Below are 20,662 nucleotides of genomic sequence, written 5' to 3'. Positions count from 1 at the left end.
AGGAGCTTTGCCGTGGCACGGAAATGTCTGATTGTCAAATCGCAACGCAAGCCGAAATTTCAGGTGCGCACCCGGAACCGCTGCAAACGCTGCGGCCGTCCGCGGGCGTACTTTCGCAAATTTGAACTCTGCCGGTTGTGCCTTCGCGACCTGGCGCTGGGTGGCGAAATCCCCGGCGTCATCAAGGCCAGCTGGTGATCACTGATCTGGGAGTAATGCCATGAGTGTGTCGGACCCCATTGCCAACGCCCTGACCAAGATCCGGAATGCGCTCCAGGCGAAGCATTTTGTCGTGGTGTTGCCGAAGTCGAAGCTGGTTCACCGCCTGGTGGAGATCCTCAAGCAGGAAGGGTATGTCGAGGATTTCATCACCAAGCGGCGCGGCAAGATGGAAGACATCCACATCGCCTTGAAATATGATACGGATGGCACGCCCGTCATCGAAGAGATCAAACGGGTGAGCACTCCCGGCCGCCGCGTCTACAAGGCTTCGGACGAGCTGCCCGAAGTGCTCGGCGGACTGGGCGTGGCCATTGTGTCGACGTCCAAGGGGATCATGACCGCCGCGGACGCCCGCAAGCAGGGCGTGGGTGGCGAAGTGATCTGCACCGTGTACTGATGACGGATGGAGTGGTTCATACCATGTCGAGAATCGGAAAAAAACCCATCAAGTTGCCGTCCGGCGTATCCTTCCAGATCAAGGGCGGCATGATCGAGGTCAAGGGGCCCAAGGGCACCTTGCACCAGGCCTGCCCGGACGGGATCACCTGTGAAGTCAAGGACGGCGCGATCCATGTCGCCCGCCGCGATGACTCCAAGCAGCAACGCACCCTTCACGGACTGGTCCGCAGCCTCGTCAACAACATGGTCACCGGCACGTCCGCCGGTTTCCGCCGCGAGCTGGACGTGATCGGCATCGGGTACAAGGCCGAGGTCCAGGGCAAGAAACTGGTGTTGACCCTCGGCTACTCCCACCTGATCGAGTACCCCATCCCCACCGGGATCCAGATCAAGGCGGAGAAGAGCGCGAAGAAGCTGAACAATTACGTTGCGACCATCACCGTCGAGGGGATCGACAAGCAGCAGGTCGGTCAGGTGGCCTCGGAGATCCGCGGCTTCCGCAAACCCGACTCCTACAAGGGGAAGGGGATCCGGTATGCCGACGAGACCATCAAGCTCAAGGAAAGCAAGAAGACGGCTTAAGACTACTAACCAGCGGGTGACAGCATGTTTAAAGTCAAATCGCGAATGGAACGCCATCTCAAGAAGCACGTCAGGGTGCGGACCAAGGTCAGCGGCACCACCGACCGGCCCCGCCTGTGTGTCTTCCGGAGCCTGAAGCATATCTACGCCCAGGTCATCGACGATTCGAACGGCCAGACCATCGTGTCGGCCTCGACCGTCGACAAGGAACTCCGCGCAGCGGTGGCCAAGGGCAGCAACATCGATGCCGCCAAAAAAGTGGGGCAGCTGGTCGCCCAGCGGGCCCTGGCCAAGGGTGTGGCCCGGGTCGTGTTCGACCGGGGCGGGTACATCTACCACGGCCGGGTGAAGAACCTGGCCGAAGCCGCCCGCGAGGCGGGGCTGAAATTCTAACGTGGGGTGGAATGCCGTGACTATCAAGGACAACCAATTCAACACCGAAGAAGCCGAATTCATCGAGCGGGTGGTTTCCATCAACCGCGTGACAAAAGTCGTGAAGGGCGGCAAGAACCTGAGCTTCAGCGCCCTGGTCGTGGTCGGCGACGGCCGCGGCAGCGTGGGCTTCGGTAAGGGCAAGGCCAAGGAAGTTCCCCAGGCCATCCGGAAGGGGATCGAGCAGGCCAAGCGGCACATGGTCCAGGTTCCGATGAAGGGCACCTCCATCCCCCATGCCATCATGGGACGGTTCGGTTCGGCGCTGGTGGTCCTGAAGCAGGCGGGCCCGGGCACCGGCGTGATCGCCGGCGGCGGGGTGCGGGCGGTCATGGAGGCCGCGGGCATCCACAACATCCTGACCAAGTCGCTGGGCACCAAGAACCCGCACAACGTCATCCGTGCCGCGATCCAGGGCCTGAACAGCCTGAAGAAGGTGGAGCACGTCGCCCGCAAGCGCGGCAAGTCCGTCGAGGAGTTCATGTCATGAGCGCCCGAACCGCCAAGAAGGCCGAAGCCAAGAAAACCATCCGTGTCCAGTACGTGCGGAGCATGATTGGGACTCCCAAGAGCCAGCGGCTTGTGCTCAAGAGTCTGGGCCTGCGCAAACTCAACCAGGTGGTCGAGCGGGACGATACGCCCGCGATCCGGGGGATGGTGGCCAAGATCCCCCACCTGGTCAAAATCATTGGTTGAAGGTGAGATCATGGGAATCGGCTTGCATAACCTGAAACGGAACGCCGGCGCCAACCGGCCAAGCAAGCGGCGGGGCCAGGGGCCCGGGTCCGGCAACGGCAAGACCGCCGGCCGCGGCTACAAGGGCCAGCGGTCACGTTCCGGCTACTCGCACAAGATCGGCTTTGAAGGTGGCCAGATGCCCCTGTACCGCCGCCTGCCGAAGGTGGGATTCACCAACATCTTCAAAAAGGAATACGCCATCATCAACCTGGCGGCGCTGAACCGATTCGATGCCGGCACGGTAGTGACCCCCGAGCTGCTCGCCGAGGCGGGGCTGATCCGCAATTTGAAGCACGACGTCAAGGTGCTGGGCAACGGGAAGATCCAGAAGAAACTCACCGTCCGGGCACACAAATTCAGCCGCACCGCTGCCGAGAGCATCGCGGCGGCCGGTGGCAAAGTCGAGGTCATCAATGGCTAACGGCGAGACTCGCATCCTCGAGTCTTTCAAGAACATCTTCGCCATCCCGGAGTTGCGGAACCGGATCCTGTTCATGCTGGCCATGCTGGCCGTCTACCGCGTCGGATCCTGGATCCCGACTCCCGGCGTCGATGCCACCGCCCTGGAGGAGTTTTTCACCTCCCAGGCCGGCGGCTCGCTGGTGGGCTTTCTTGACCTGTTCACGGGCGGCAATCTGCGGCGCTTCTCGATTTTCGCCCAGGGCATCATGCCCTACATCACGGCCTCCATCATCCTCCAGTTGCTGACCATCGTCTGGCCGTACTTGGAGCGCCTGTCGAAGGAAGGGGAGCTGGGTCGCAAGAAGATCACCCAGTACACGCGGTATCTCACCATCGTGCTCAGCGTCTTCCAGTCGCTGGCCACGGCCTTCTTCCTGGAACAGACCAGCATCTCGGCCAACCAGCCCATCGTCCTGAATCCCGGCCTCGGGTTCAAGCTGCTCACCATCCTGACCCTGACCACCGGCACGGCGTTCATCATGTGGCTGGGCGAGCAGATCTCCGAGCGCGGCATCGGCAACGGCATCTCACTCATCATTTTCGCCGGCATCGTGGCCGGCCTGCCCGACGGCGTGGCCTGGATGATCAAAAAGGTCACCGACGGCGCCTTGATCCAGGTGCTGGTGCTTGTCGCCCTGATGGTCGTGGTGATCGCATTTGTGGTCTTCGTGGAGCGCGGCCAGCGCAAAATCCCCATCCAATACGCCAAGCGGATGGTGGGCCGCAAGGTGTACGGCGGCCAGAGCACCTTCCTGCCCCTGCGGGTCAACGCGGGCGGGGTCATTCCGATCATCTTCGCCGCATCGCTCCTGGCGCTCCCCCAGACGCTTAAGTTCATGGTCAAGGCGTCGTGGATGGAGAAGATCTCCGAGCAGCTCTCCCACGGCTACCCGCTCTACATCCTGTTCTACGCCCTGGGGATCATCTTCTTCACCTTCTTCTACGTGGGCATCATTTACAACCCGAACGAGGTGGCGGACAACATCCGCAAGTTCGGCGGCTCCATCCCCGGCATCCGGCCGGGTAAACCCACCGCCGAGCTCATCGACAAGATCATGACCCGGATGACCTTCGCCGCCGGCATCTACCTGGTGGTGGTGTCGCTGCTCCCCGACTTTCTCATCAGCGGCATCCGGGTGGCGGCGTTCCCCTGGGTGGGCGACTGGCTGCACGACTCGCTGCCCGAGTTCATCACCCAGGGTCTTGGCGTGACGTTCTACTTCGGCGGCACGTCGCTGCTGATCGTCGTCGGCGTGGCCATGGACACGGTCAACCAGATCGAGTCCCAGCTCATCATGCGCCACTACGACGGGTTCCTGAAGCGCGGCCGGATCCGGGGCCGGCGAGGATAAGATGGCGCGGATGGTCATACTGCTCGGTGCCCCCGGTTCCGGGAAAGGCACCCAGGCGAAACGGATCGCCGAGGCGTATGGCTATCCACAGATCTCCACCGGAGACATCCTCCGGGACGCGGTGCGCCGCGGCACTCCGCTAGGCCTGGCGGCCAAGGCGGCCATGGACCGGGGGGCGCTGGTGCCCGATGACGTGGTCATCGGCATCATCCGGGAGCGGATCCAGGAGTCCGATTGCGCCGGAGGTTGCACCCTGGACGGATTCCCCCGGACGGTGGCGCAGGCCCGGGCGCTGGCCGGACTGGCCGGAGCGTTCCGGGAAACGGTTTTGTTCTTTGATGTGTCCGACGAGCTGCTGATCCGGCGGCTGACCGGCCGGCGGAACTGCGTGGTGTGCGGGGCGATCTACAACGTATTTTTCACACCCCCCGCCGAGGAAAGCCGATGTGATCGGTGCGGCGGCGCCCTGGTCCAACGGGACGACGACCGCGAGGACGTGGTGCGGAACCGGCTGGCGGTCTACCGGCAGCACACGGAACCGCTGACGGCGCACTACGCCGCGCAGGGGACGCTGGTCCGCCTGGACGGCAGCCTGGACATTGATCCGCTCTTTGAGCAAATCCGGCGGGTGCTGGCGGGATGATGATCAAGTCGGCCGCCCAGATCGAAAAGGTTCGACGGGCCTGCAGGGTGGTCGCCGAGGTTCTGCAGCAGCTTCGCGAGCACGCCCGGCCCGGCGCGACCACCGGCGAGCTGGACGTTCTGGCCGAGGCGTACATCCGCGCGCAGGGCTGTCTGCCTGCGTTCAAGGGCTACCAGGGGTACCCCAAGACGCTCTGCACGTCGGTCAACGACCAGATCGTCCACGGCATCCCGTCCGGGTACGTGCTCAAGAGCGGCGACCTGCTGAGCGTGGATGTGGGGGCCGTGTACGACGGCTTCTACGGCGACGGAGCGGTCACGCTGCTCATGGGCGAGGTGTCCGAGAAGCACCGCCTGCTGGCCGAGGTGACCGAGGGATCGCTCTACAAGGGCATCGCCCAGGCCCGCGCCGGCAATCGGCTGAGCGACATCTCCCATGCGGTCCAGAGCCACGTGGAACGGTTCGGTTTCGCCGTGGTGCGGGATTTTGTTGGGCACGGCATCGGCGCCCAGCTCCACGAGGAGCCGCAGCTGCCCAACTTTGGGCCGCCGGGCCAGGGGCCGCTGCTCAAGGCCGGCATGCTGCTGGCGCTGGAGCCGATGGTGAACGAGTACACGCCCCACGTGCGCATACTATCCGACCGGTGGACGGCGGTGACGGTGGACGGCGGCTACTCGGCCCACTTCGAGCACACGATCTTGGTCACCGACGATGGGCCGGAGATCCTGACTCGGCTGGGTGAGTAATTCGAGGAGTTCATGCCCAAAGAAGACGCGTTTGAACTGAATGGATCGATCATTGAGACGTTGCCCAACGCCATGTTTCGGGTGGAGTTGGAAAACAAGCACGTGGTGCTGGCCCACGTGTCCGGGAAGATGCGGAAGAACTTCATCCGGATCCTGCCCGGCGACAAGGTGCTGGTGGAATTGTCGCCGTACGACCTGAGCCGCGGCCGGATCATTTACCGTTTCAAGTAATTTTGGGAGAAATATCCATGAAGGTGCGAGCGTCGGTAAAAAAGATTTGCCCGAAGTGCAAAATAATCAAGCGGAAGGGTGTCCTGCGTGTCATTTGTGAAAACAAGCGGCACAAGCAGAGACAGGGCTAGTATTCCGGAGTGATGGAGGACGAACTTGGCTAGAATCGAAGGTGTCAACCTGCCGGACCAGAAGAATGTCTTCATCGGTCTGACCCACATTTTCGGGATCGGAAGGTCCCGTTCCATGGAGATCCTGGAACGTGCGGGCATCGATCATACCAAAAAGGTGAAAGACCTGAGCGCGGATGAGATCGCCCGGATCCGGGCCATCCTCCTCGAGGAGGGCGGCTACGAGGGCGACTTGCGCAAGGAAACGTCGATGAACATTAAGCGCCTGATGGACATCGGCTGCTACCGGGGACTGCGCCACCGCAAGGGCCTGCCGGTCCGCGGCCAGCGCACCCACACCAACGCCCGGACCCGCAAGGGCCCGCGGCGGAAAAAGAAGTAATTGCAGGGACGACAGGAGTGAGACATGGCGAAGGAAACAAAAGCCCCCACCGGTAAGAAGACGCTCCGGAAGAAGGTGAAGAAGGTCGTCGCCCAGGGCGTGGCGCACGTCAATTCGACGTTCAACAACACCATCGTGACACTGACGGATCCCGTGGGCAATACCGTCGCGTGCGCGAGCGGTGGTTCCATCTGGTTCAAGGGCTCGCGCAAGGGCACGCCGTTCGCGGCCCAGCAGGCGGCGGAAGCCGCGGCCAAGCTGGCGTACGACAACGGCATGCGGGAAGTGGATGTGGAAGTAAAAGGCCCCGGCCCCGGCCGTGAGTCGGCTATCCGGGCCCTGAGCATCGCCGGCCTGCGGATCCGCACCATCCGCGACGTGACGCCCATCCCCCATAACGGATGCCGGCCCAAGAAGCGCCGGAGAGTCTAACCTAACTTTGTGAAGGAGATCAGCCGTGGCCAGATATAAAGAATCCGTATGCAGGCTGTGCCGCCGTGAGGGCACCAAGCTTTTCCTGAAGGGAGACCGCTGCTTCAAGGACACCTGCGCCGTCGCCCGCCGGCCCTATCCGCCCGGCGAGCATGGCCGGACCCGCAAGTCGAAGATCGTGGGCTACGGCCTGCAGCTTCGCGAGAAGCAGAAGGTGAAGCGGATCTACGGCGTGCTGGAGGCCCAGTTCCGCCGCTATTTCCAGGAGGCCGAACGGCAGAAAGGGGTCACCGGCGAGGTGCTCCTCACCCTGCTGGAGCGGCGGCTCGACAACGTGGTCTACCGGTGCGGCTTCGCCGCGTCGCGGGCCCAGGGCCGCCAGTTCGTGCGTCACGGTCTCGTGCAGGTCAATGGCAAGCGCGTGAGCATCCCCTCCTTCCAGATCAAGAAAGACGATGTCATCGGCGTGGCGGAGGGCTTTCGGAAAAACGCCTTCCTGCTCAACAATCTCGAAACGGCCGTGAGCCGGGGTGTGCCGTCCTGGCTGTCCGTGGACAAGGACAATGTCCAGGTCCGGGTGCTGGAACTGCCCAAGCGGGAAAACGTCGACCTGGAGATCAACGAGCAGCTCATCGTCGAGCTGTACTCCAAATAAGCGGGAGGGCCTGATTCATGACGATACCGAAACTGCAAAAGCCGAAACGGCTGATGCACGAAGCCGAGTCCGCTACGGCGACGTACACCAAGTTCTATGCCCAGCCGTTTGAGCGGGGCTTCGGCACCACCATCGGCCACTCCCTGCGGCGGATTCTGATGTCCTCGATCCCGGGTGCGGCCATCACCGCCGTCAAGATCGACGGCGTGCTGCATGAGTTTTCCTCGATGCGGGGGGTGCTGGAGGACGTCACCGACATCATCCTGAACCTGAAGCAGATCCCCATCCAGATGCACACCCAGAACGTGAAGACGGTCTACGTCGACGTGGAGGGGCCCGCCACGGTCACTTCCGCCGATATCAAGACCGACCCCGAGGTGGTCATCCTGGATCCGGGCGTCCACATCGCCACGCTGGGCGAGGGCGGTCGCCTCAAGATGGAGCTGCGCGTCAAGATGAGCCGCGGCTACCTGCCGGCGGAGGCCAACTTCGAGGAGGAGCTGGAAATCGGCTACATCCCCCTCGACTCGGTTCATTCCCCGATCAAGAAGGTGAACTACCAGGTGGAGGCCGCCCGCCTCGGGCAGGCGACCGACTACGACAAACTGGTCCTGGAAGTGTGGACCAACGGGGCCGTCACGCCGGCCGACGCCGTCGGCCAGGCCGCCAAGATTCTGAAGGACCAGCTGATGCTCTTCATCAACTTCGAGGAGGAGCCGGAGGAGACCGAGGTTGAGGTCACCGAGGAAGAGAACGTTCTCAACGAGTACCTGCAGAAGTCCGTCGAAGAACTGGAGCTCTCCGTGCGGGCGCAGAACTGCCTGCGCAACGCCGAGATCAAGTCGATCTCCGATCTGGTCCAGAAGACGGAAGCCGAGATGCTCAAGACGAAGAACTTCGGCCGGAAGTCGCTCAACGAGATCAAGGAAGTGCTCACCGAGATGGGCCTCGCCCTCGGCATGACCCTGGACAAGAACGGACGGATCGTCCGTAAACCCATGGATAAATGACGGAGTGAAGGAGCTGCACCATGCGTCACCGTAAAGAAGGCCGCAAACTGGGACGAACCACGTCGCACCGCCGAGCCCTCCTGCGCAACCTGGCCACGGACTTTTTCCAGCGGGAGCGGATCATCACCACCCTGCCCAAGGCCAAGGAGCTGCGCCCGGTGGTGGAGAAGCTGATCACCGACGGGAAGCGGGGCACGCTGCATGACCGGCGGAAGATTCTGGCCTACATCCAGACAAAGGAAGTCGCCCACAAGCTCTTCGAGGAGATCGCCCCACGATTTGCGGACCGCAACGGCGGCTACACCCGCATCATCAAGCTGGGGTACCGCACCGGCGACAAGGCTGAGATCGCCCTGCTCGAGCTGCTGGGCAGCGAGTTTGCAGCGGCCGAAAAGAAACCCGCCAAGGGGAAGGGCCGGACCAAGAAAACCGCCGAGCCCGCCGAGACAAAGGACACCAAGGGTGCCAAGGCCAAAGAGCCGAAGGAAACCAAGCCCCGGGCGCCCCGCGCCCGCAAGCCGAAGGCGGAGGAAACGCCCGAATCCTGATTCTTCCGGCCGCCTGACGATCGACATACCAAAGCCAAGGTGAACCTTGGCTTTTTTATTGGGAGATTGTAAGATAGGTGGTGGTTGTGCAAGGTGACGCAATGAAAATCAAACCGTTCGACGACTTCGAGGATCTGTTCCACCTCCAGAACCGGATGCAGCGGCTGATCCGGGAGAAGCGCAACTGCTTCCCGGCCGACGCGATGGTCTGGACACCCTTGAGCGACATCTTCGAAACCGAAAACCGGTTCATCATTCTGCTCGAGATCCCCGGCGTTCGGCGGGATGAGATCGAGCTGGTCGTGGAAGCGGACGCCGTCAAGGTCAAGGGATTCAAGAAGCCGTATCCGGACGCCGCCCAGGAACATTTCCACCAGTTGGGCCGGGAATTCGGCGAATGCTACCGGGTGTTCCGGTTTGAAACCCCCATCCGGCCCGACAGCGTCACCGCCAGCATCCGCGACGGTGTGCTCACCATCGAGGTGGGCAAGCAGCAGACGCGGAAGGCCATCCCGGTGGGCGGCGAGTGATACCCTATTCGGCATGAGAGGGAGCGGTCATGGGGCACAGAATGTGGATCGCAGCGTGGGCCATTCTCCTGGCGGGGCTGGCCGTCGGCCAGACCGGCTCCGCCGGCCCGGCCGGCCGGACGGTGCTGGAGGAGGGGCGCCTGATCATCTACTTCCGGAACGCCGAAGTCGGATTTGAAAAGTACGTCCTGGCCCGTCAGCCGGACGGCCGGATGGTGATGGAAACCGAGAGCGAGCTCGTGCTCCCGCGAGGCGCCGGCAACACCTTCTTCGCCTACCAGACGAAGGAGATCATGGACGACAAGTTCAACCCCATCGAGTACACCGACAATTTCACGGTCAACGACCGGCCCAGCAACGTCTACGTCACCTTTTCCGGAGGCAAGGCCAACGACAGCGCCATCATGGGCGGGCAGGCGCTGAGCCGGACGGCCAAGGTGAGCGCCGACTTCCGAATCCTGGAGGAGGCGGTCTTCAGCCAGTATGCGCTGATCCTACGCAAGTACGGCCACTCTCGGGAACCGAACGTGCCCATCCGCCTGTACATCCCCAAGATCGCCCAGGAACTTGGCGGCAAGATCAGCTTTTCGGGCGAGCAGAAAGTGACCACGCCGCTCGGCGAGATGACTCTGCGCCGGTTCTTCATCGACGTAGGCGGATTCCAGGGGGTGGCCGTCGGCGTCAACGAGCGCAACCAGCTGATGGAGATGACCATCACGCGGCAGGAACTCACCCTGGTCCGCGACCTCGCCTATGACATGAAACAGGCGCTGCCGGCCGCACCCGCCGCCCAGTGACGCGCCGCCGGCCGGGCTTCCCATGAAGTACATCCAGGAATTCCGCGGCCGGGACGATGCCCGCCGCCTCTCGGATACGATCCGCGGCCTCCCGCTGAGGCGCCGGATCACCCTCATGGAAGTGTGCGGCTCTCACACCATGGCGATCCACCGCTTTGGGATCCGCGACCTGCTGCCCGAAACGGTGAACCTGATCTCCGGCCCGGGGTGTCCGGTCTGCGTGACCGAGATGGCCTACATCGACCGGGCCGTCGCCATCGGCCGGCTTCCGGGGGTGGTGCTGACCACCTTCGGCGACATGATGAAGGTGCCCGGCGCGCACACCACACTCAGCCACGAGCGGGCGGCCGGGCGGGACATCCGGGTCGTCTACTCGACCCTCGACGCACTCGAGGTGGCCCGCCGCCTGCCCGAGCGCCAGGTGGTCTTCCTGGGCGTAGGCTTCGAGACCACCGCCCCCACCGTCGCAGCGGCGGTGCAGCAGGCCCGGCGGGAGCGGCTGGGCAATTTCTCCGTGCTCGTGGCGCACAAGCTCATCCCGCCGGCGATGGACGTGCTGGCCCGCGACCCGGCCGTCGGGGTTCACGGCTACCTGTGCCCCGCCCACGTGAGCGCCGTCATCGGCGCGCGGGCCTACGAATTTCTGCCGCAGCGCTTCGGCGTCGCCTGCGCGGTGGTGGGCTTCGAGCCGCTGGACATCCTACAGGGCGTTCGACTGCTGGCGGAGCAGATCATCCGCGGCGCGCCGACGGTGGACAATGAATATGCCCGCGTGGTCCGGCCCGAGGGGAACCGGGCCGCCCAGTGCCTGCTGGCGGAGACCTTTCAGCCGTGCGACGACCGCTGGCGGGGGATCGGCCTCCTGCCGGGGAGCGGCCTGGCGTTGCGAGACGAGTTCCAGGAGTTCGACGCCGCCGTGCGGTTCCCGGTTTCCTTGGAGCCGGCCGCGGAGCCGGCCGGCTGCCGGTGCGGTGACATCCTCAAGGGCATCTGCCAGCCGCCGGATTGCGCACTGTTCGGAACCGCCTGCGTGCCGGAGGCGCCCATCGGGGCGTGCATGGTATCGTCGGAAGGCACCTGCGCCGCCTGGTACAAGTATCGGCGGGACTGAACCGCCGTCGGCCGCCGGACGGGTGCGCGCCGGCCGATGAATTTTGTTGTGGACGCCGGGCGAACCATCTATAATAAAAACCCGTGTTCAAGGATGCTGCATCGTGGAACCAGTCCGGGTCGCAATCAATTCTGATCATCAGTCAGCTTTGGGAGGCATAATGAGCAAACAGTTTGTTTGGTTTTTCATGCTCCTGTTGACCGTCGTTTTTCTATTCCTGTCCATGGGCTGCGGGACGCAGCCGGAGCCGACGTCGGAACCGACGCCGGTGGAACCCGCCGCGCCGGAGATCGACTACAACGAGATGGTGTTCGTCCCTGCCGGCAAGTGCATCATCGGCGGGCCGTTTGAGGACGCGGTCACCAGGACCAGTTCGCCGCCGCACGAGGTGGATCTCAAGGCGTTCTGGCTCGACAAATATGAGGTGACGTACGAGCAATTCCTCCAGTTCGTGGCCGAATCCGGCTACGCCACCAAGGGCAACTGGCGCGTCTGCGACCCGAACAAGCCGCTGCACCCCATCTACAACGTCATCTACTCCGACGCCGAGGCGTACGCCAAGTGGGCCAAGAAACGGTTGCCCACCCAGGAGGAGTGGGAGAAGGCCGCGCTGTGGGACGAGAAGACCCAGAAGCCGCGCAAATTTCCCTGGGGCGACGAATGGATTGACGGCGCCGCCAACAGCGGCAGCCGCGTGCTGATGAACATCGGCGAGAGCAAGGGCGACGTGAGCTTCTACGGCGCCCACGACATGCTGGGCAACATCTTCGAATGGACCTCCAGCTACTACGATCCGTATCCCGGCACCAAGGCCAAGGACCGGAACTACGGCATCAAGCTGATGGTGGTCAAGGGGGCGTCGCTGTACATCGACGGGACGAAGTACCCACTGGCGGCCCGCGCCGCCTTCCCCAACAACTACCAGCTGGGCGTGGGCTTCCGCTGTGCCAAGGACGCCACCCCAGAAGACGAGGCCAAGTACAAGGACCTGTACAAGTAAACCCGATCGGACCCGTCGGAAATTTCAAACCGGGCGCATGCCCGGTTTTTTTTGTTGGTGAACAGTGAGCAGTTAGGAGACAGGTGCTAGGAGTTGATGGCTCTTCATGCTCGTGATTCGTAATCGTGATCGTAATCGAGGATCGAAATTGTCATCGTCATCGACACTCGATACGCTTTCCCACCATTTGGATTTCAGGTCTTGCGGTTCGGGCTTCGGGAGTCTCTACTCGAATTTCTCATCACTTGTTTCTGGATGATTCGCGACAACTGATCGGGCGGATCGGTTGATCGTGCCGGGCTCGAACTCGCGTGCGGCGGCAGCGTAAGGGACTTTTGATCCTGCCGGGGTCGACCACGCGCACCGAGCACGCGAGGTGCTTCGGCAGATCACTCGGCGGTTGTCTGCCGCTCCATCACCGCGGCGAAGAAGCCTTCGCCTTCAGTGGCGGCGGGGAATGTTCGGAAATATCCGTCCGGGGTGATGAACTGTGTTCCGGCGGCGTCGGGGGAGAGCGGGCGGAAGGCGCCGACTTCACGCTCCAGAAAATCGCTCACCACCGCCTCGTTCTCCTCCGGCTCGGTGGAGCAGGTGGCGTAGATCAGGATGCCGCCGGGGGCCACCAGACCGGCGGCCGCCGCCAGGATGGGGCGCTGCAGGCGGCTCAGGCGGAGGATGTCTTCGGGTTTGAGTTTCCAGCGCAGGTCGGGATTGTGCTGGAGCGTGCCCGTGCCGGAGCAGGGGGCGTCCACGAGCACCAAATCGTAGCCAGCGGACGGCAGCGGCGGAGCGGCGGCGTCGCCGACCACGGTGGCGATCCGGTCCAGGCCCAGCGCGGCAGCGCGGCGGGCCAGCACCGCCAGCCGGGCGGGGTGGCTGTCCATGGCCGTCAAGCGCGTGTCCGGAAAACGCAGGGAAAGGGCGAAGCTCTTGCCGCCCGGCGCTGCGCAGAGGTCGGCCACAGCCCGGTAGGGCCGCTCGGGCACGAGCCGGCTGATGGCGAATGACCACAGATCCTGCGGGTAGCACAACCCCGCGTTCAGCTCTCCGTCCACGTCGCGCAGAGAGCCGGCTACGGCGAGCACCGGCCACCCCGGCCGGGCCGGCCTGACGGCGATGCCCCGGGCCGCCCAGGCGGCGGCCAGCGCCGCGGCGTCGGTGCGCTGCGTGTTGGCCACCAGGTAGTGCGCCGGCGGCCGGTTGGCCCGCCGAAGCCAGGCCTCGATCGCCTCGCGAGGATGCCGCTCCAGCCAGCGCTCCACCAGAAACTGGGGGTGCGAATGGAGCAGGGCCAGGCCGGCCGGCGTGGCGGGATCGGCGTCCAGGACCGCCTCCGGCCGGCCCTGGCGCGCCGCGGCGCGCAGCACCCCGTTGGCGAACCCGCCCATGCCCCGGTACGGCGAGCGGCGGATCTCCCCAACGGCCTCGTCAACCGCGGCATAGTCGGGCACCCGCTCGAGGTAGAACAACTGGTAGAGGGCGGTGCGGAGGATGTTGCGCACCAGCGGCGGCTGGAAGCGCGGCGGCCGGCGGCACAGCCGCTCCAGGACTGCGTCCACGAGAGCAAGGTGGCGCAGGGTGCCGAGCAGCAGCTCGAAGCAGAGCCGGCGGTCGGCGTCGTCCAGGCTCCGGTAGGCGGGCTCATCGGCCAGTCCCTCGGGCGTGCAGCTGCGCCGGGCCAGCACCCGGCCCAGGTGCTCGGCTGCCAGCCGCCGCGGCGACGGGTGGAACGCGCGGCTAGGCAAACGCGTCCCCCTCGGCGATCCGGGCGCCTCGGGCGAACGCCTCGCCGTCCACGGCGGCGCGGCCCGGCAGTTGCAATTCGAGCAGATGCAGCCAGGCGCCGTCGCCGGCCTGGACCGCCAGGCGCCGGCCGGCGAGCCGGAGCCGGCCTGGCTGAACCGTCCGCGAATCGCCGTCAGGCGCCTCCGCCGGTTCGGCGAGCCAGATCTTGCAGGTCTGGCCGCGGAAGGTGGTCTGGGCCACCGGCCAGGGATTGAGGCCGCGGATCCGGTTCAGAGTCTCGCGCGCCGGTTGGGTCCAGTCGAGCCGGGCCATCTCCCGGCCCAGCGACGGGGCGTAGGTGGCGGCCGATTCGTCCTGCGGCGTGTAGGTGGCCCGGCCGGCCCGGATCAGCTCCAACGCCTCCAGCAGGCAGCGGGCGCCCAGCTCCTTGAGCCGGTCGTGGAGGGTGGCGGCCGTGTCGTCGGGCCGGATCGGCTCCGGCCGCTGCACCAGGACGTCGCCGGCGTCGAGCCGGCGGACGATCCGCATGATGGAGACGCCTGTGCGGGTCTCCCCCTGCAGGATCGCCCAGGCGATGGGCGCGGCGCCGCGGTAGCGGGGCAGCAGCGAGGCATGGACGTTCAGAGGCGCGATCCGCGGCACGTCGAGGATCCGCTGGGGCAGAATCTGGCCGTAGGCGGCCACCACCAGGAGGTCGGGCTGCAGGGCGACCAGCCCCGCGTGCGCCTCCGCGCTCTTCATGGACGCGTACTGAAACACCGGCAGACCCTGCGCCGTCGCGAACTGCTTCACCGGTGACGGCGTTACCCTGAGACCGCGGCCCGCCGGCCGGTCGGGCTGGGTGATCACCGCGGCCACCGTCTCGCCGGTGTCGACGAGCGCGGCCAGCGAAGTGACGGAAAATTCGCTGGAACCCATGAACGCGATGCGCATACGGCCTCCGCCCGGGTGGGGCTGCGCTATTATCCCAGATTTCCGCCGTTGCGCGTAAGGGATTCAGAGGGCCAATGTGGCGTCGGGGAGAGAAACGGTGCCGAAGTGTTTCTTGAGACGCTGCCGGGCCAGCCGGCGGCGGAACGCCATGATCCGGTCGACGAACAGCACCCCGTCGAGGTGGTCGATCTCGTGGAGAAAACAGCGGGCCAGCAGGTCATGGGCGTCCACCTCGTAGGTGTTGCCCTGCAGGTCCTGGCCGCGGATGCGGGCCCAGCGCGGGCGGACCACCGATTCCGTGAAATCGGGCACGCTCAGGCACCCCTCCTCGCAGCGATCGGTTTCGGCGGCTGTCTCGATCACTTCCGGGTTGGCCATCACATAGAGGCGGTCCTTGAAGTCGCCATGGGAGATATCCACGACGATGAGCCGCAGGCTCACGCCCACCTGCGGCGCCGCCAGACCGATGCCGGGCGCATGGTACATGGTCTCGGCCATGTCCGCCGCCAGGCGGGTCAGCGCGTCATCGAAGGCGTTGACGGGAGCGGCTTTGCGCCGAAGCACCGGATCGCCGTACACCTTGATGGGCAATATCATGGAAGTACTCCCACGCACTCTCGCCAAGTGAGATGCACCGGACGATGAATATGATACAAAAATGAGCAGATGTCCGCCACAAGATTCTGTTCGGACACCGCCCCAATCTTAATTATGATTATATATGTATTGAGCGTTTGGAGTGTATTCGTAACGTCTTATTCTAGAGTAGATTATGGATCTGGCTGGAAAAATACATTGAAAATAAATGATTTTTGGGTAAAAATTATTGATAAATGTAATTAGTCGAATTATAATCACTTTTGCATTCATATCAGAAATTGTTTTCAACAGGAGGTTCCGAACGTGAGCAAGTACGAACCGATCGAGAAGTATTTGGCCGCATTGAAAGAGAGCGCCGTCAGCCTGACCTACGACCAGATGGAAGAACTGGCCACGTTCAAGCTGCCGGATTCCGCCTACAAGCACCGGGCCTGGTGGTCCAACGGCAAGAGAGGCGGCTCCAAGTTCTGGCTGCGCGTGAACTGGCTGGTGGACGCCGTCAAGCTGGGCGAATCGGTGTCCTTCCGTCGCGGTGAGGACAAGCCGAAACCGCGCAAGAGGGTTAAGGAGGCCGTGGAGGTGGGGGACCTGTTCGAGATCATGATGTCGCTGGATGTCGCCGACATTCCGGGGATCATCAAGGATCTGCAGGCCCTGATGGTGGAGGGGCTGATCACCGCAGACGAATTCGAAGAGAAAAAGAGCCGGCTGCTGGCCCTGCTCTAAAAAGACCGGCGGCTGCCGAAGCGAGTACTGCGACTGCAACAGGATTGGGACCGGCCCATGGGGTTGGTCCCTTTTTTGTTTTCAATCGGCCGTGCCCTTTGGTAACATGACCAGTTATTTCTCCGTCGGATGGGGCATCTCATGTTCGAACCGGAATTGAAGCGCCTCCATGACGCCGCGCGGCAGGCCGACCGGGTCCTGATCACGGCCACCGAACGGGAGGACGGCGACTCCGTTGCGGCCGAGCTGGCCGTCAAGTACATGCTGGAGCAGGCATTTCCCGGCAGCGGTAAGGTCATCCACGTCGTCAACGAGCGCCCCTGTCCGGCCCGTTTCCTGTTCCTGCACGGCGCCCCGGAGATCGTCCCGGTGGACCGGGCCGAGGCGGCCGCAACGGGCTACGACCTGGGGATCGTGGTCGACTGCGGCGCCGACCGCGCGGGGCGGGTCCGGCCGCTGTTCATGGCGTGCCCGGTGCGGGTGAAGATCGACCACCACGCGTTCGGCAACGCCGGCACCTACGACATCGAGATCTGCAGCAGTCAGGTCGCTTCCACCACGGAGGTGCTGTTCGCTTTCGTCGACGATCCCACGTGGCGGATTCCCCTGGACGTCCGGCTGGCCGACCTCATCTACGTGGGCATCCTGTGCGACACCGGCGCCTTCCAGTACGACCTGACCCGGCCGTCATCGCACCGGGTGGCGGCCCGGCTGCTGGAAACCGGCTTCAATTTCCCCGACACCGCCGAGCGGGTGCACCTGGTGCGCAGTTACGCGATGAAGAAGCTGCTGGGTCTGGTGCTGAACCGGATGGAGCGCGACCCGCACGGACGCTACATCTGGTCGGTGATGGATCTGGAGATGATCCGTCGCACGGGCGCCACCACCGAGGACACCGGCGACATCATCGACGAGATCTGCTTCATCAACGGCGTCGAGGTGAGCCTGCTCTTCGTGGAGCAGCCGGGCGGCAACGTCCGCATCTCGTTCCGCTCGCGGGGCGCCGTGAACGTGGGCGAGTTCGCCCGCAGCCTGACGCCGCTCGGGGGCGGTCATCCCCGCGCCTCCGGCTGCATGCTGCCGGGCACCGTGGAGTCGGTGATCGCCGCAGTCCGGGCCCGGCTGGACGAACTGTTTGAGCGGCAGGGGCGCACCAGCTGACCGGAGACCGCGGGCGGAGCGGCGCATCCGGGCGCGGGCCGCATCATCAAACCCGAGGCAGGAGGTCCGGTATGGCGCAACGGCTGGCAGGCAAGCGGGCCATCGTCACCGGAGGCAGCAGCGGGATCGGCCGGGAAATCTGCCGGCAGTTCGTCGCGGAGGGAGCGGCCGTCGAGATCATCGGGCGCAACCGCGGCCGCCTCGAGGAAACCCGGGTCGGTTGCACGGACCCGGGCCGGGTGCGGATCCACAACCTGGACCTGGAGGATCTCGACGCGGTGCAGACGTGGGTGCGCGGCCGGATCGAAGCCGGCGAGGCGGTCCATGTCCTGGTGAACGGTGCCGGCTTCTACCGGAACGCTCACTCGAAAGATGACCCCCGGGGGGATTACACGCGGGTCATGCGGGTGAACCTCGAGGCGGTGTTCGTCCTCACCCAGGGTCTGATCCCGCTGCTGGCGGCCGCCGGCGGCGGGTCGATCGTCAACATCGCCTCGACCCTCGGCTACATGCCCGTGCCGGGCTGCAGCGCGTACTCGGCGGCGAAGGCGGGGGTGCTGATGTTCACCCGGAGCATGGCGTTGGAACACGCCGGGCGCGGCATCCGGTGCAACGCGATCTCGCCGGGGGTGGTGCGTACGCCCATCTTCGAGGCAATCATGTCTCCCGAGGAGATCCGCGCGCACCTGGCGCGGATGGCGCCTGCCCATCCCCTGGGCCGCGTGGGCGAGCCGGCGGACATCGCCCGCGCCGCCGTGTTCCTGGCTTCCGACGAGGCGGCCTGGATCACGGGGGTGAACCTGCCGGTGGACGGCGGGATATCGCTCACGTGACCGCGGCTGCGGAACCGCCGTGCCGGGCAAGGAGAACGAGATGATCCTCATCACCAAGACCGTGACCTTCTGCGCCGCCCACCGTTACTGGCAGGCGGCTTGGGACGAGGCGAAGAACCGTGCCGTGTTCGGGCCGTGCGCCAATCCGCACGGCCACGGGCACAACTACCGCCTGGAGCTGTCGCTGGCGGGTGAGCCGAACCCCGAAACCGGCATGATCATCGACCTGAAGGACGTCAAGGCCATCCTGGAACAGACGGTGCTGGACCACTTGGACCACCGGTTTCTCAACCAGGACATCCCCCATTTCCAGACCACCATCCCCACCACCGAGAATCTGGTGCTGTACATCCGCGACCTCCTGCAGCCGGTCTTCCGGGGCGCACGGGTCCACCGCATCCGGCTGTGGGAGAGCGACGACCTGGGCGTGGAATGGACCGCGGAGGCGCCATGCTCCGCCTGATCCGGCGTTACACCTTCTCGGCGGGCCACCGCCTGAGCCGGACCCAGTGGGACCCGGAGCGGAACCGCCGCGTCTACGGCCGCTGCGCCAATCCCCACGGCCACGGCCACAACTACACGCTCTGGGTGGCAATCGCCGGCGAGGTGGACCCCGCCAGCGGGATGATCGCGGACCTGGCCGAGCTGGACCGGGTGGTGCGCCGCCAGGTCGTGGACCGGCTGGATCACCGCTTCATCAACGACGAAATCCCCGACTTCCGCGACCAGGTGCCCACGTCGGAGAACTTGTGCCGGTGGATCTGGTCGGCCCTGCAGCCGGCGGCGCCGGGGCGGCTCGCGACGATCACCCTCCAGGAGACCGACACCAACAGCTTTGAGTATTCCGGACCGTGAGCGGCGCCCGACGCCGGACCCAACCCCCGATCCCCCCGTCGCAACGCTCAGTCGAACAACGCCCGCTTGATCCGGGCGGCGAACCGGTATCCCCATCGCAGGGGCGGGTAGGCGGCGCGGATCCAGCAGGACTGTGGGCGGAAGCGGATCCAGCCGGCGCGCACCCCTTCGATGCGGCCGAGGATGGCGTCGGCCGGAACGGGTCCCTCCACGTCGTGCCGATTGTCCCCCTGGACGTAGAACAGCCGCCCCCGATCGGGATCGTCGACGCGGCGCACCAGCCGGTGCGCCACGAGGCGCGTGCCGTCATGGAAGAGCAGCACGTCGCCGGGCCGCAGCTCCCCCGCCGGGACCGGCCGGACCTCCAGGTCGGCGCCGGGAAAGATGAGCGGCTTCATGCTGGAGCCGGCGGCGCGGCAGCACACCGGGCGGCCGGCGCGCAGTTCCAGCTCGGCCACCTGCTCAGCCGGTGGTATCGGTGGCAGCATCGTCTGCATCTGTCGCGTCGGTCGATTCCGCGTCCGGCCCGGTGGCGGCGACCGCCGCGGCTTCCGCGGCCTTGGCCCGGGCGTTTTGCAGGACGCGCGTGAACGGGACGTTCTTCCGGTCGCGGATGGCGTCGGCGATGCGCTCGTACATCCGCTGCATGTCCTGCAGCTCGGCGATGGCTTCGGGATCCGTCGTCTTGTGGAAGCCCACTGCGTCGATTGCGCCGTTCACCCGTTCATCGTCGTCAGGCATGGCATCCTCCGGGTTCGAGTGGGGCAGCCGGGCCGGCTGTCGCCGGCCGGCCGACGGCGGCCAGCTGGCCGCACGCCGCCTGGATCTCGCGGCCCCGTGACTTGCGGATCATGGCGGTGAACCGGGCGTCGAGGAGCACCTGCTGGAAGGCGAGGACCGCCGCTTCGGCCGGCGCGGCGAAGGGGAGGCCGGGGACCTCGTTGTACGGGATCAGGTTGATCTTGCAGCGGATGGGCTTAAGCAGGCGCGCCAGCCGCCGAGCGTCCGCCGGCGTGTCGTTCACGCCGCGAATCAGGACGTACTCGAAGGTGATGCGCTCGCCCGGGGCCAGGGGGAAGTCGCGGCAGGCGCCGAGAAGCTCCGCCAGCGGATGGCGGCGGTTCACCGGCATCAACCGCTCGCGGATCTCGTCGGTGGCGGCGTTGAGGGAGATCGCCAGCTTCGGGCGGAGCGGCTCGGCGCCCAGACGCCGGATGCCGTCCACCAGGCCGGACGTGGACAGAGTGATGCCGCGCCGCGACAGGGCGATGCCGTCCGGATCGACGAACAGCCGGAAGGCGGCCATCACCGCGTCGTAGTTGAGCAGCGGCTCGCCCATGCCCATCAGCACGATGTTGCGGAAGAACCGCTCCGGGTAGCGCTTGATGGGGATGAGCACCTGGGC

32 protein-coding genes are annotated in these 20,662 nt (G+C 65.1%); 26 read left to right on the top strand and 6 right to left on the bottom strand.

The genetic code is table 11. The features are described 5' to 3' along the window. Positions 1 to 12: 12 nt before the first annotated feature. The 21 genes from GX414_04675 (at position 13) to GX414_04575 (ending at position 12,403) form a co-directional block, all read left to right on the top strand. A complete protein-coding gene (locus GX414_04675; GenBank protein ID NLI46382.1) occupies positions 13 to 198 on the top strand; it encodes a type Z 30S ribosomal protein S14 in 186 nt (61 codons plus the stop codon). Between the two features lie 22 nt (positions 199 to 220). Further along, positions 221 to 619: a 30S ribosomal protein S8 gene (rpsH, locus tag GX414_04670; protein ID NLI46381.1), complete on the top strand. Its 399-nt coding sequence runs from the start codon at positions 221 to 223 to the stop codon at positions 617 to 619. Positions 620 to 642: 23 nt separating this feature from the next. Continuing rightward, the gene (rplF, locus tag GX414_04665) at positions 643 to 1,203 is read left to right on the top strand and encodes a 50S ribosomal protein L6 (GenBank protein NLI46380.1); all 561 of its coding nucleotides are present in this window, start codon (positions 643 to 645) and stop codon (positions 1,201 to 1,203) included. A 24-nt stretch (positions 1,204 to 1,227) separates the two neighbouring features. After that, positions 1,228 to 1,596, top strand: coding sequence for a 50S ribosomal protein L18 (locus GX414_04660; GenBank protein ID NLI46379.1), 369 nt, complete (start codon positions 1,228 to 1,230; stop codon positions 1,594 to 1,596). A gap of 22 nt (positions 1,597 to 1,618) precedes the next feature. Next, a complete protein-coding gene (rpsE, locus tag GX414_04655) occupies positions 1,619 to 2,125 on the top strand; it encodes a 30S ribosomal protein S5 (GenBank protein NLI46378.1) in 507 nt (168 codons plus the stop codon). Beyond that, entirely contained in the window at positions 2,122 to 2,331 is a 210-nt protein-coding gene (gene rpmD / locus GX414_04650) for a 50S ribosomal protein L30 (GenBank protein ID NLI46377.1), read from the top strand. The genes rpsE and rpmD overlap by 4 nt, the downstream gene beginning before the upstream one ends. Positions 2,332 to 2,341: 10 nt before the next feature. Continuing rightward, entirely contained in the window at positions 2,342 to 2,794 is a 453-nt protein-coding gene (rplO, locus tag GX414_04645; protein NLI46376.1) for a 50S ribosomal protein L15, read from the top strand. Next, positions 2,787 to 4,187 carry a preprotein translocase subunit SecY gene (secY, locus tag GX414_04640; GenBank protein ID NLI46375.1) on the top strand — a complete coding sequence of 467 codons (1,401 nt, stop codon included), beginning with the start codon at positions 2,787 to 2,789 and terminating at the stop codon, positions 4,185 to 4,187. Before rplO ends, secY begins: the two co-directional genes overlap by 8 nt. Position 4,188: 1 nt before the next feature. Further along, positions 4,189 to 4,830, top strand: a complete 642-nt coding sequence (locus GX414_04635; GenBank protein ID NLI46374.1) for an adenylate kinase — start codon at positions 4,189 to 4,191, stop codon at positions 4,828 to 4,830. Further along, positions 4,827 to 5,576 (top strand): type I methionyl aminopeptidase, encoded by a 750-nt coding sequence (map, locus tag GX414_04630; protein ID NLI46373.1) that lies wholly within the window; start codon positions 4,827 to 4,829, stop codon positions 5,574 to 5,576. Before GX414_04635 ends, map begins: the two co-directional genes overlap by 4 nt. 12 nt (positions 5,577 to 5,588) lie before the next feature. Beyond that, entirely contained in the window at positions 5,589 to 5,807 is a 219-nt protein-coding gene (gene infA, locus GX414_04625) for a translation initiation factor IF-1 (protein NLI46372.1), read from the top strand. A 17-nt stretch (positions 5,808 to 5,824) separates the two neighbouring features. Then, positions 5,825 to 5,938 carry a 50S ribosomal protein L36 gene (gene rpmJ, locus GX414_04620; protein ID NLI46371.1) on the top strand — a complete coding sequence of 38 codons (114 nt, stop codon included), beginning with the start codon at positions 5,825 to 5,827 and terminating at the stop codon, positions 5,936 to 5,938. Between the two features lie 25 nt (positions 5,939 to 5,963). Beyond that, positions 5,964 to 6,320 (top strand): 30S ribosomal protein S13, encoded by a 357-nt coding sequence (gene rpsM, locus GX414_04615; protein NLI46370.1) that lies wholly within the window; start codon positions 5,964 to 5,966, stop codon positions 6,318 to 6,320. Positions 6,321 to 6,344: 24 nt separating this feature from the next. Then, positions 6,345 to 6,752, top strand: coding sequence for a 30S ribosomal protein S11 (rpsK, locus tag GX414_04610; protein NLI46369.1), 408 nt, complete (start codon positions 6,345 to 6,347; stop codon positions 6,750 to 6,752). Between the two features lie 25 nt (positions 6,753 to 6,777). Then, complete coding sequence (rpsD, locus tag GX414_04605) at positions 6,778 to 7,407, top strand: 30S ribosomal protein S4 (protein NLI46368.1); 630 nt, start codon at positions 6,778 to 6,780, stop codon at positions 7,405 to 7,407. 17 nt (positions 7,408 to 7,424) lie between these two features. After that, positions 7,425 to 8,417, top strand: a complete 993-nt coding sequence (locus GX414_04600; protein ID NLI46367.1) for a DNA-directed RNA polymerase subunit alpha — start codon at positions 7,425 to 7,427, stop codon at positions 8,415 to 8,417. A gap of 20 nt (positions 8,418 to 8,437) precedes the next feature. Then, positions 8,438 to 8,965: a 50S ribosomal protein L17 gene (gene rplQ, locus GX414_04595; GenBank protein ID NLI46366.1), complete on the top strand. Its 528-nt coding sequence runs from the start codon at positions 8,438 to 8,440 to the stop codon at positions 8,963 to 8,965. 101 nt (positions 8,966 to 9,066) lie between these two features. Continuing rightward, positions 9,067 to 9,495, top strand: coding sequence for an Hsp20/alpha crystallin family protein (locus GX414_04590; protein ID NLI46365.1), 429 nt, complete (start codon positions 9,067 to 9,069; stop codon positions 9,493 to 9,495). A gap of 29 nt (positions 9,496 to 9,524) precedes the next feature. Then, positions 9,525 to 10,292, top strand: coding sequence for a hypothetical protein (locus tag GX414_04585; protein NLI46364.1), 768 nt, complete (start codon positions 9,525 to 9,527; stop codon positions 10,290 to 10,292). Between the two features lie 22 nt (positions 10,293 to 10,314). Further along, positions 10,315 to 11,403, top strand: coding sequence for a hydrogenase formation protein HypD (hypD, locus tag GX414_04580; protein NLI46363.1), 1,089 nt, complete (start codon positions 10,315 to 10,317; stop codon positions 11,401 to 11,403). Positions 11,404 to 11,563: 160 nt separating this feature from the next. Continuing rightward, positions 11,564 to 12,403: a formylglycine-generating enzyme family protein gene (locus GX414_04575; protein NLI46362.1), complete on the top strand. Its 840-nt coding sequence runs from the start codon at positions 11,564 to 11,566 to the stop codon at positions 12,401 to 12,403. A gap of 389 nt (positions 12,404 to 12,792) precedes the next feature. Here GX414_04575 and GX414_04570 read toward each other — a convergent pair whose 3' ends face one another. The 3 genes from GX414_04570 to def form a co-directional block, all read right to left on the bottom strand. Further along, positions 12,793 to 14,148 (bottom strand): 16S rRNA (cytosine(967)-C(5))-methyltransferase RsmB, encoded by a 1,356-nt coding sequence (locus GX414_04570; protein NLI46361.1) that lies wholly within the window; start codon positions 14,146 to 14,148, stop codon positions 12,793 to 12,795. Beyond that, complete coding sequence (locus GX414_04565) at positions 14,141 to 15,082, bottom strand: methionyl-tRNA formyltransferase (protein NLI46360.1); 942 nt, start codon at positions 15,080 to 15,082, stop codon at positions 14,141 to 14,143. Before GX414_04565 ends, GX414_04570 begins: the two co-directional genes overlap by 8 nt. Positions 15,083 to 15,145: 63 nt before the next feature. Further along, positions 15,146 to 15,679, bottom strand: a complete 534-nt coding sequence (gene def / locus GX414_04560; GenBank protein NLI46359.1) for a peptide deformylase — start codon at positions 15,677 to 15,679, stop codon at positions 15,146 to 15,148. A 306-nt stretch (positions 15,680 to 15,985) separates the two neighbouring features. On the opposite strand from def, the gene GX414_04555 reads away from it, so the two are divergent. The 5 genes from GX414_04555 to GX414_04535 all read left to right on the top strand — a co-directional run bounded on the left by GX414_04555 (position 15,986) and on the right by GX414_04535 (position 19,257). Continuing rightward, a complete protein-coding gene (locus tag GX414_04555; protein ID NLI46358.1) occupies positions 15,986 to 16,408 on the top strand; it encodes an SHOCT domain-containing protein in 423 nt (140 codons plus the stop codon). 141 nt (positions 16,409 to 16,549) lie between these two features. Then, entirely contained in the window at positions 16,550 to 17,569 is a 1,020-nt protein-coding gene (locus tag GX414_04550; GenBank protein NLI46357.1) for a hypothetical protein, read from the top strand. 71 nt (positions 17,570 to 17,640) lie between these two features. Next, positions 17,641 to 18,402 (top strand): SDR family oxidoreductase, encoded by a 762-nt coding sequence (locus tag GX414_04545; protein NLI46356.1) that lies wholly within the window; start codon positions 17,641 to 17,643, stop codon positions 18,400 to 18,402. A gap of 40 nt (positions 18,403 to 18,442) precedes the next feature. Continuing rightward, positions 18,443 to 18,865: a 6-carboxytetrahydropterin synthase gene (locus GX414_04540; GenBank protein ID NLI46355.1), complete on the top strand. Its 423-nt coding sequence runs from the start codon at positions 18,443 to 18,445 to the stop codon at positions 18,863 to 18,865. Beyond that, positions 18,853 to 19,257, top strand: a complete 405-nt coding sequence (locus GX414_04535; protein NLI46354.1) for a 6-carboxytetrahydropterin synthase — start codon at positions 18,853 to 18,855, stop codon at positions 19,255 to 19,257. The genes GX414_04540 and GX414_04535 overlap by 13 nt, the downstream gene beginning before the upstream one ends. A gap of 47 nt (positions 19,258 to 19,304) precedes the next feature. Here GX414_04535 and GX414_04530 read toward each other — a convergent pair whose 3' ends face one another. The 3 genes from GX414_04530 to GX414_04520 all read right to left on the bottom strand — a co-directional run. Beyond that, entirely contained in the window at positions 19,305 to 19,745 is a 441-nt protein-coding gene (locus GX414_04530) for a hypothetical protein (GenBank protein ID NLI46353.1), read from the bottom strand. Further along, positions 19,720 to 19,998 carry a hypothetical protein gene (locus GX414_04525; protein ID NLI46352.1) on the bottom strand — a complete coding sequence of 93 codons (279 nt, stop codon included), beginning with the start codon at positions 19,996 to 19,998 and terminating at the stop codon, positions 19,720 to 19,722. Before GX414_04525 ends, GX414_04530 begins: the two co-directional genes overlap by 26 nt. Further along, positions 19,991 to 20,662: radical SAM protein (locus GX414_04520; GenBank protein ID NLI46351.1), on the bottom strand; the 672-nt coding region annotated here is incomplete at its 5' end. The genes GX414_04520 and GX414_04525, both read right to left, overlap by 8 nt.

The organism is Acidobacteriota bacterium (assembly GCA_012517875.1).
GTDB lineage: Bacteria > Acidobacteriota > JAAYUB01 > JAAYUB01 > JAAYUB01 > JAAYUB01.
Note: the sequence above shows the minus strand (reverse complement) of the source record. Positions and strands in the feature narration are given on the sequence as shown.

Excerpts from the sequence above, each read along its gene's own strand:
- rpsH (NLI46381.1), top strand. The coding sequence starts at position 221 with ATGAGTGTGTCGGACCCCATTGCCAACGCCCTGACCAAGATCCGGAAT.
- rplF (NLI46380.1), top strand. The coding sequence starts at position 643 with ATGTCGAGAATCGGAAAAAAACCCATCAAGTTGCCGTCCGGCGTATCC.
- GX414_04660 (NLI46379.1), top strand. The coding sequence starts at position 1,228 with ATGTTTAAAGTCAAATCGCGAATGGAACGCCATCTCAAGAAGCACGTC.
- rpmD (NLI46377.1), top strand. The coding sequence starts at position 2,122 with ATGAGCGCCCGAACCGCCAAGAAGGCCGAAGCCAAGAAAACCATCCGT.
- rplO (NLI46376.1), top strand. The coding sequence starts at position 2,342 with ATGGGAATCGGCTTGCATAACCTGAAACGGAACGCCGGCGCCAACCGG.
- secY (NLI46375.1), top strand. The coding sequence starts at position 2,787 with ATGGCTAACGGCGAGACTCGCATCCTCGAGTCTTTCAAGAACATCTTC.
- GX414_04635 (NLI46374.1), top strand. The coding sequence starts at position 4,189 with ATGGCGCGGATGGTCATACTGCTCGGTGCCCCCGGTTCCGGGAAAGGC.
- map (NLI46373.1), top strand. The coding sequence starts at position 4,827 with ATGATGATCAAGTCGGCCGCCCAGATCGAAAAGGTTCGACGGGCCTGC.
- infA (NLI46372.1), top strand. The coding sequence starts at position 5,589 with ATGCCCAAAGAAGACGCGTTTGAACTGAATGGATCGATCATTGAGACG.
- rpmJ (NLI46371.1), top strand. The coding sequence starts at position 5,825 with ATGAAGGTGCGAGCGTCGGTAAAAAAGATTTGCCCGAAGTGCAAAATA.
- rpsK (NLI46369.1), top strand. The coding sequence starts at position 6,345 with ATGGCGAAGGAAACAAAAGCCCCCACCGGTAAGAAGACGCTCCGGAAG.
- GX414_04600 (NLI46367.1), top strand. The coding sequence starts at position 7,425 with ATGACGATACCGAAACTGCAAAAGCCGAAACGGCTGATGCACGAAGCC.
- rplQ (NLI46366.1), top strand. The coding sequence starts at position 8,438 with ATGCGTCACCGTAAAGAAGGCCGCAAACTGGGACGAACCACGTCGCAC.
- GX414_04590 (NLI46365.1), top strand. The coding sequence starts at position 9,067 with ATGAAAATCAAACCGTTCGACGACTTCGAGGATCTGTTCCACCTCCAG.
- GX414_04585 (NLI46364.1), top strand. The coding sequence starts at position 9,525 with ATGGGGCACAGAATGTGGATCGCAGCGTGGGCCATTCTCCTGGCGGGG.
- hypD (NLI46363.1), top strand. The coding sequence starts at position 10,315 with ATGAAGTACATCCAGGAATTCCGCGGCCGGGACGATGCCCGCCGCCTC.
- GX414_04575 (NLI46362.1), top strand. The coding sequence starts at position 11,564 with ATGAGCAAACAGTTTGTTTGGTTTTTCATGCTCCTGTTGACCGTCGTT.
- GX414_04565 (NLI46360.1), bottom strand. The coding sequence starts at position 15,082 with ATGCGCATCGCGTTCATGGGTTCCAGCGAATTTTCCGTCACTTCGCTG.
- def (NLI46359.1), bottom strand. The coding sequence starts at position 15,679 with ATGATATTGCCCATCAAGGTGTACGGCGATCCGGTGCTTCGGCGCAAA.
- GX414_04550 (NLI46357.1), top strand. The coding sequence starts at position 16,550 with ATGTTCGAACCGGAATTGAAGCGCCTCCATGACGCCGCGCGGCAGGCC.
- GX414_04545 (NLI46356.1), top strand. The coding sequence starts at position 17,641 with ATGGCGCAACGGCTGGCAGGCAAGCGGGCCATCGTCACCGGAGGCAGC.
- GX414_04540 (NLI46355.1), top strand. The coding sequence starts at position 18,443 with ATGATCCTCATCACCAAGACCGTGACCTTCTGCGCCGCCCACCGTTAC.
- GX414_04535 (NLI46354.1), top strand. The coding sequence starts at position 18,853 with ATGCTCCGCCTGATCCGGCGTTACACCTTCTCGGCGGGCCACCGCCTG.
- GX414_04530 (NLI46353.1), bottom strand. The coding sequence starts at position 19,745 with ATGCTGCCACCGATACCACCGGCTGAGCAGGTGGCCGAGCTGGAACTG.
- GX414_04525 (NLI46352.1), bottom strand. The coding sequence starts at position 19,998 with ATGCCTGACGACGATGAACGGGTGAACGGCGCAATCGACGCAGTGGGC.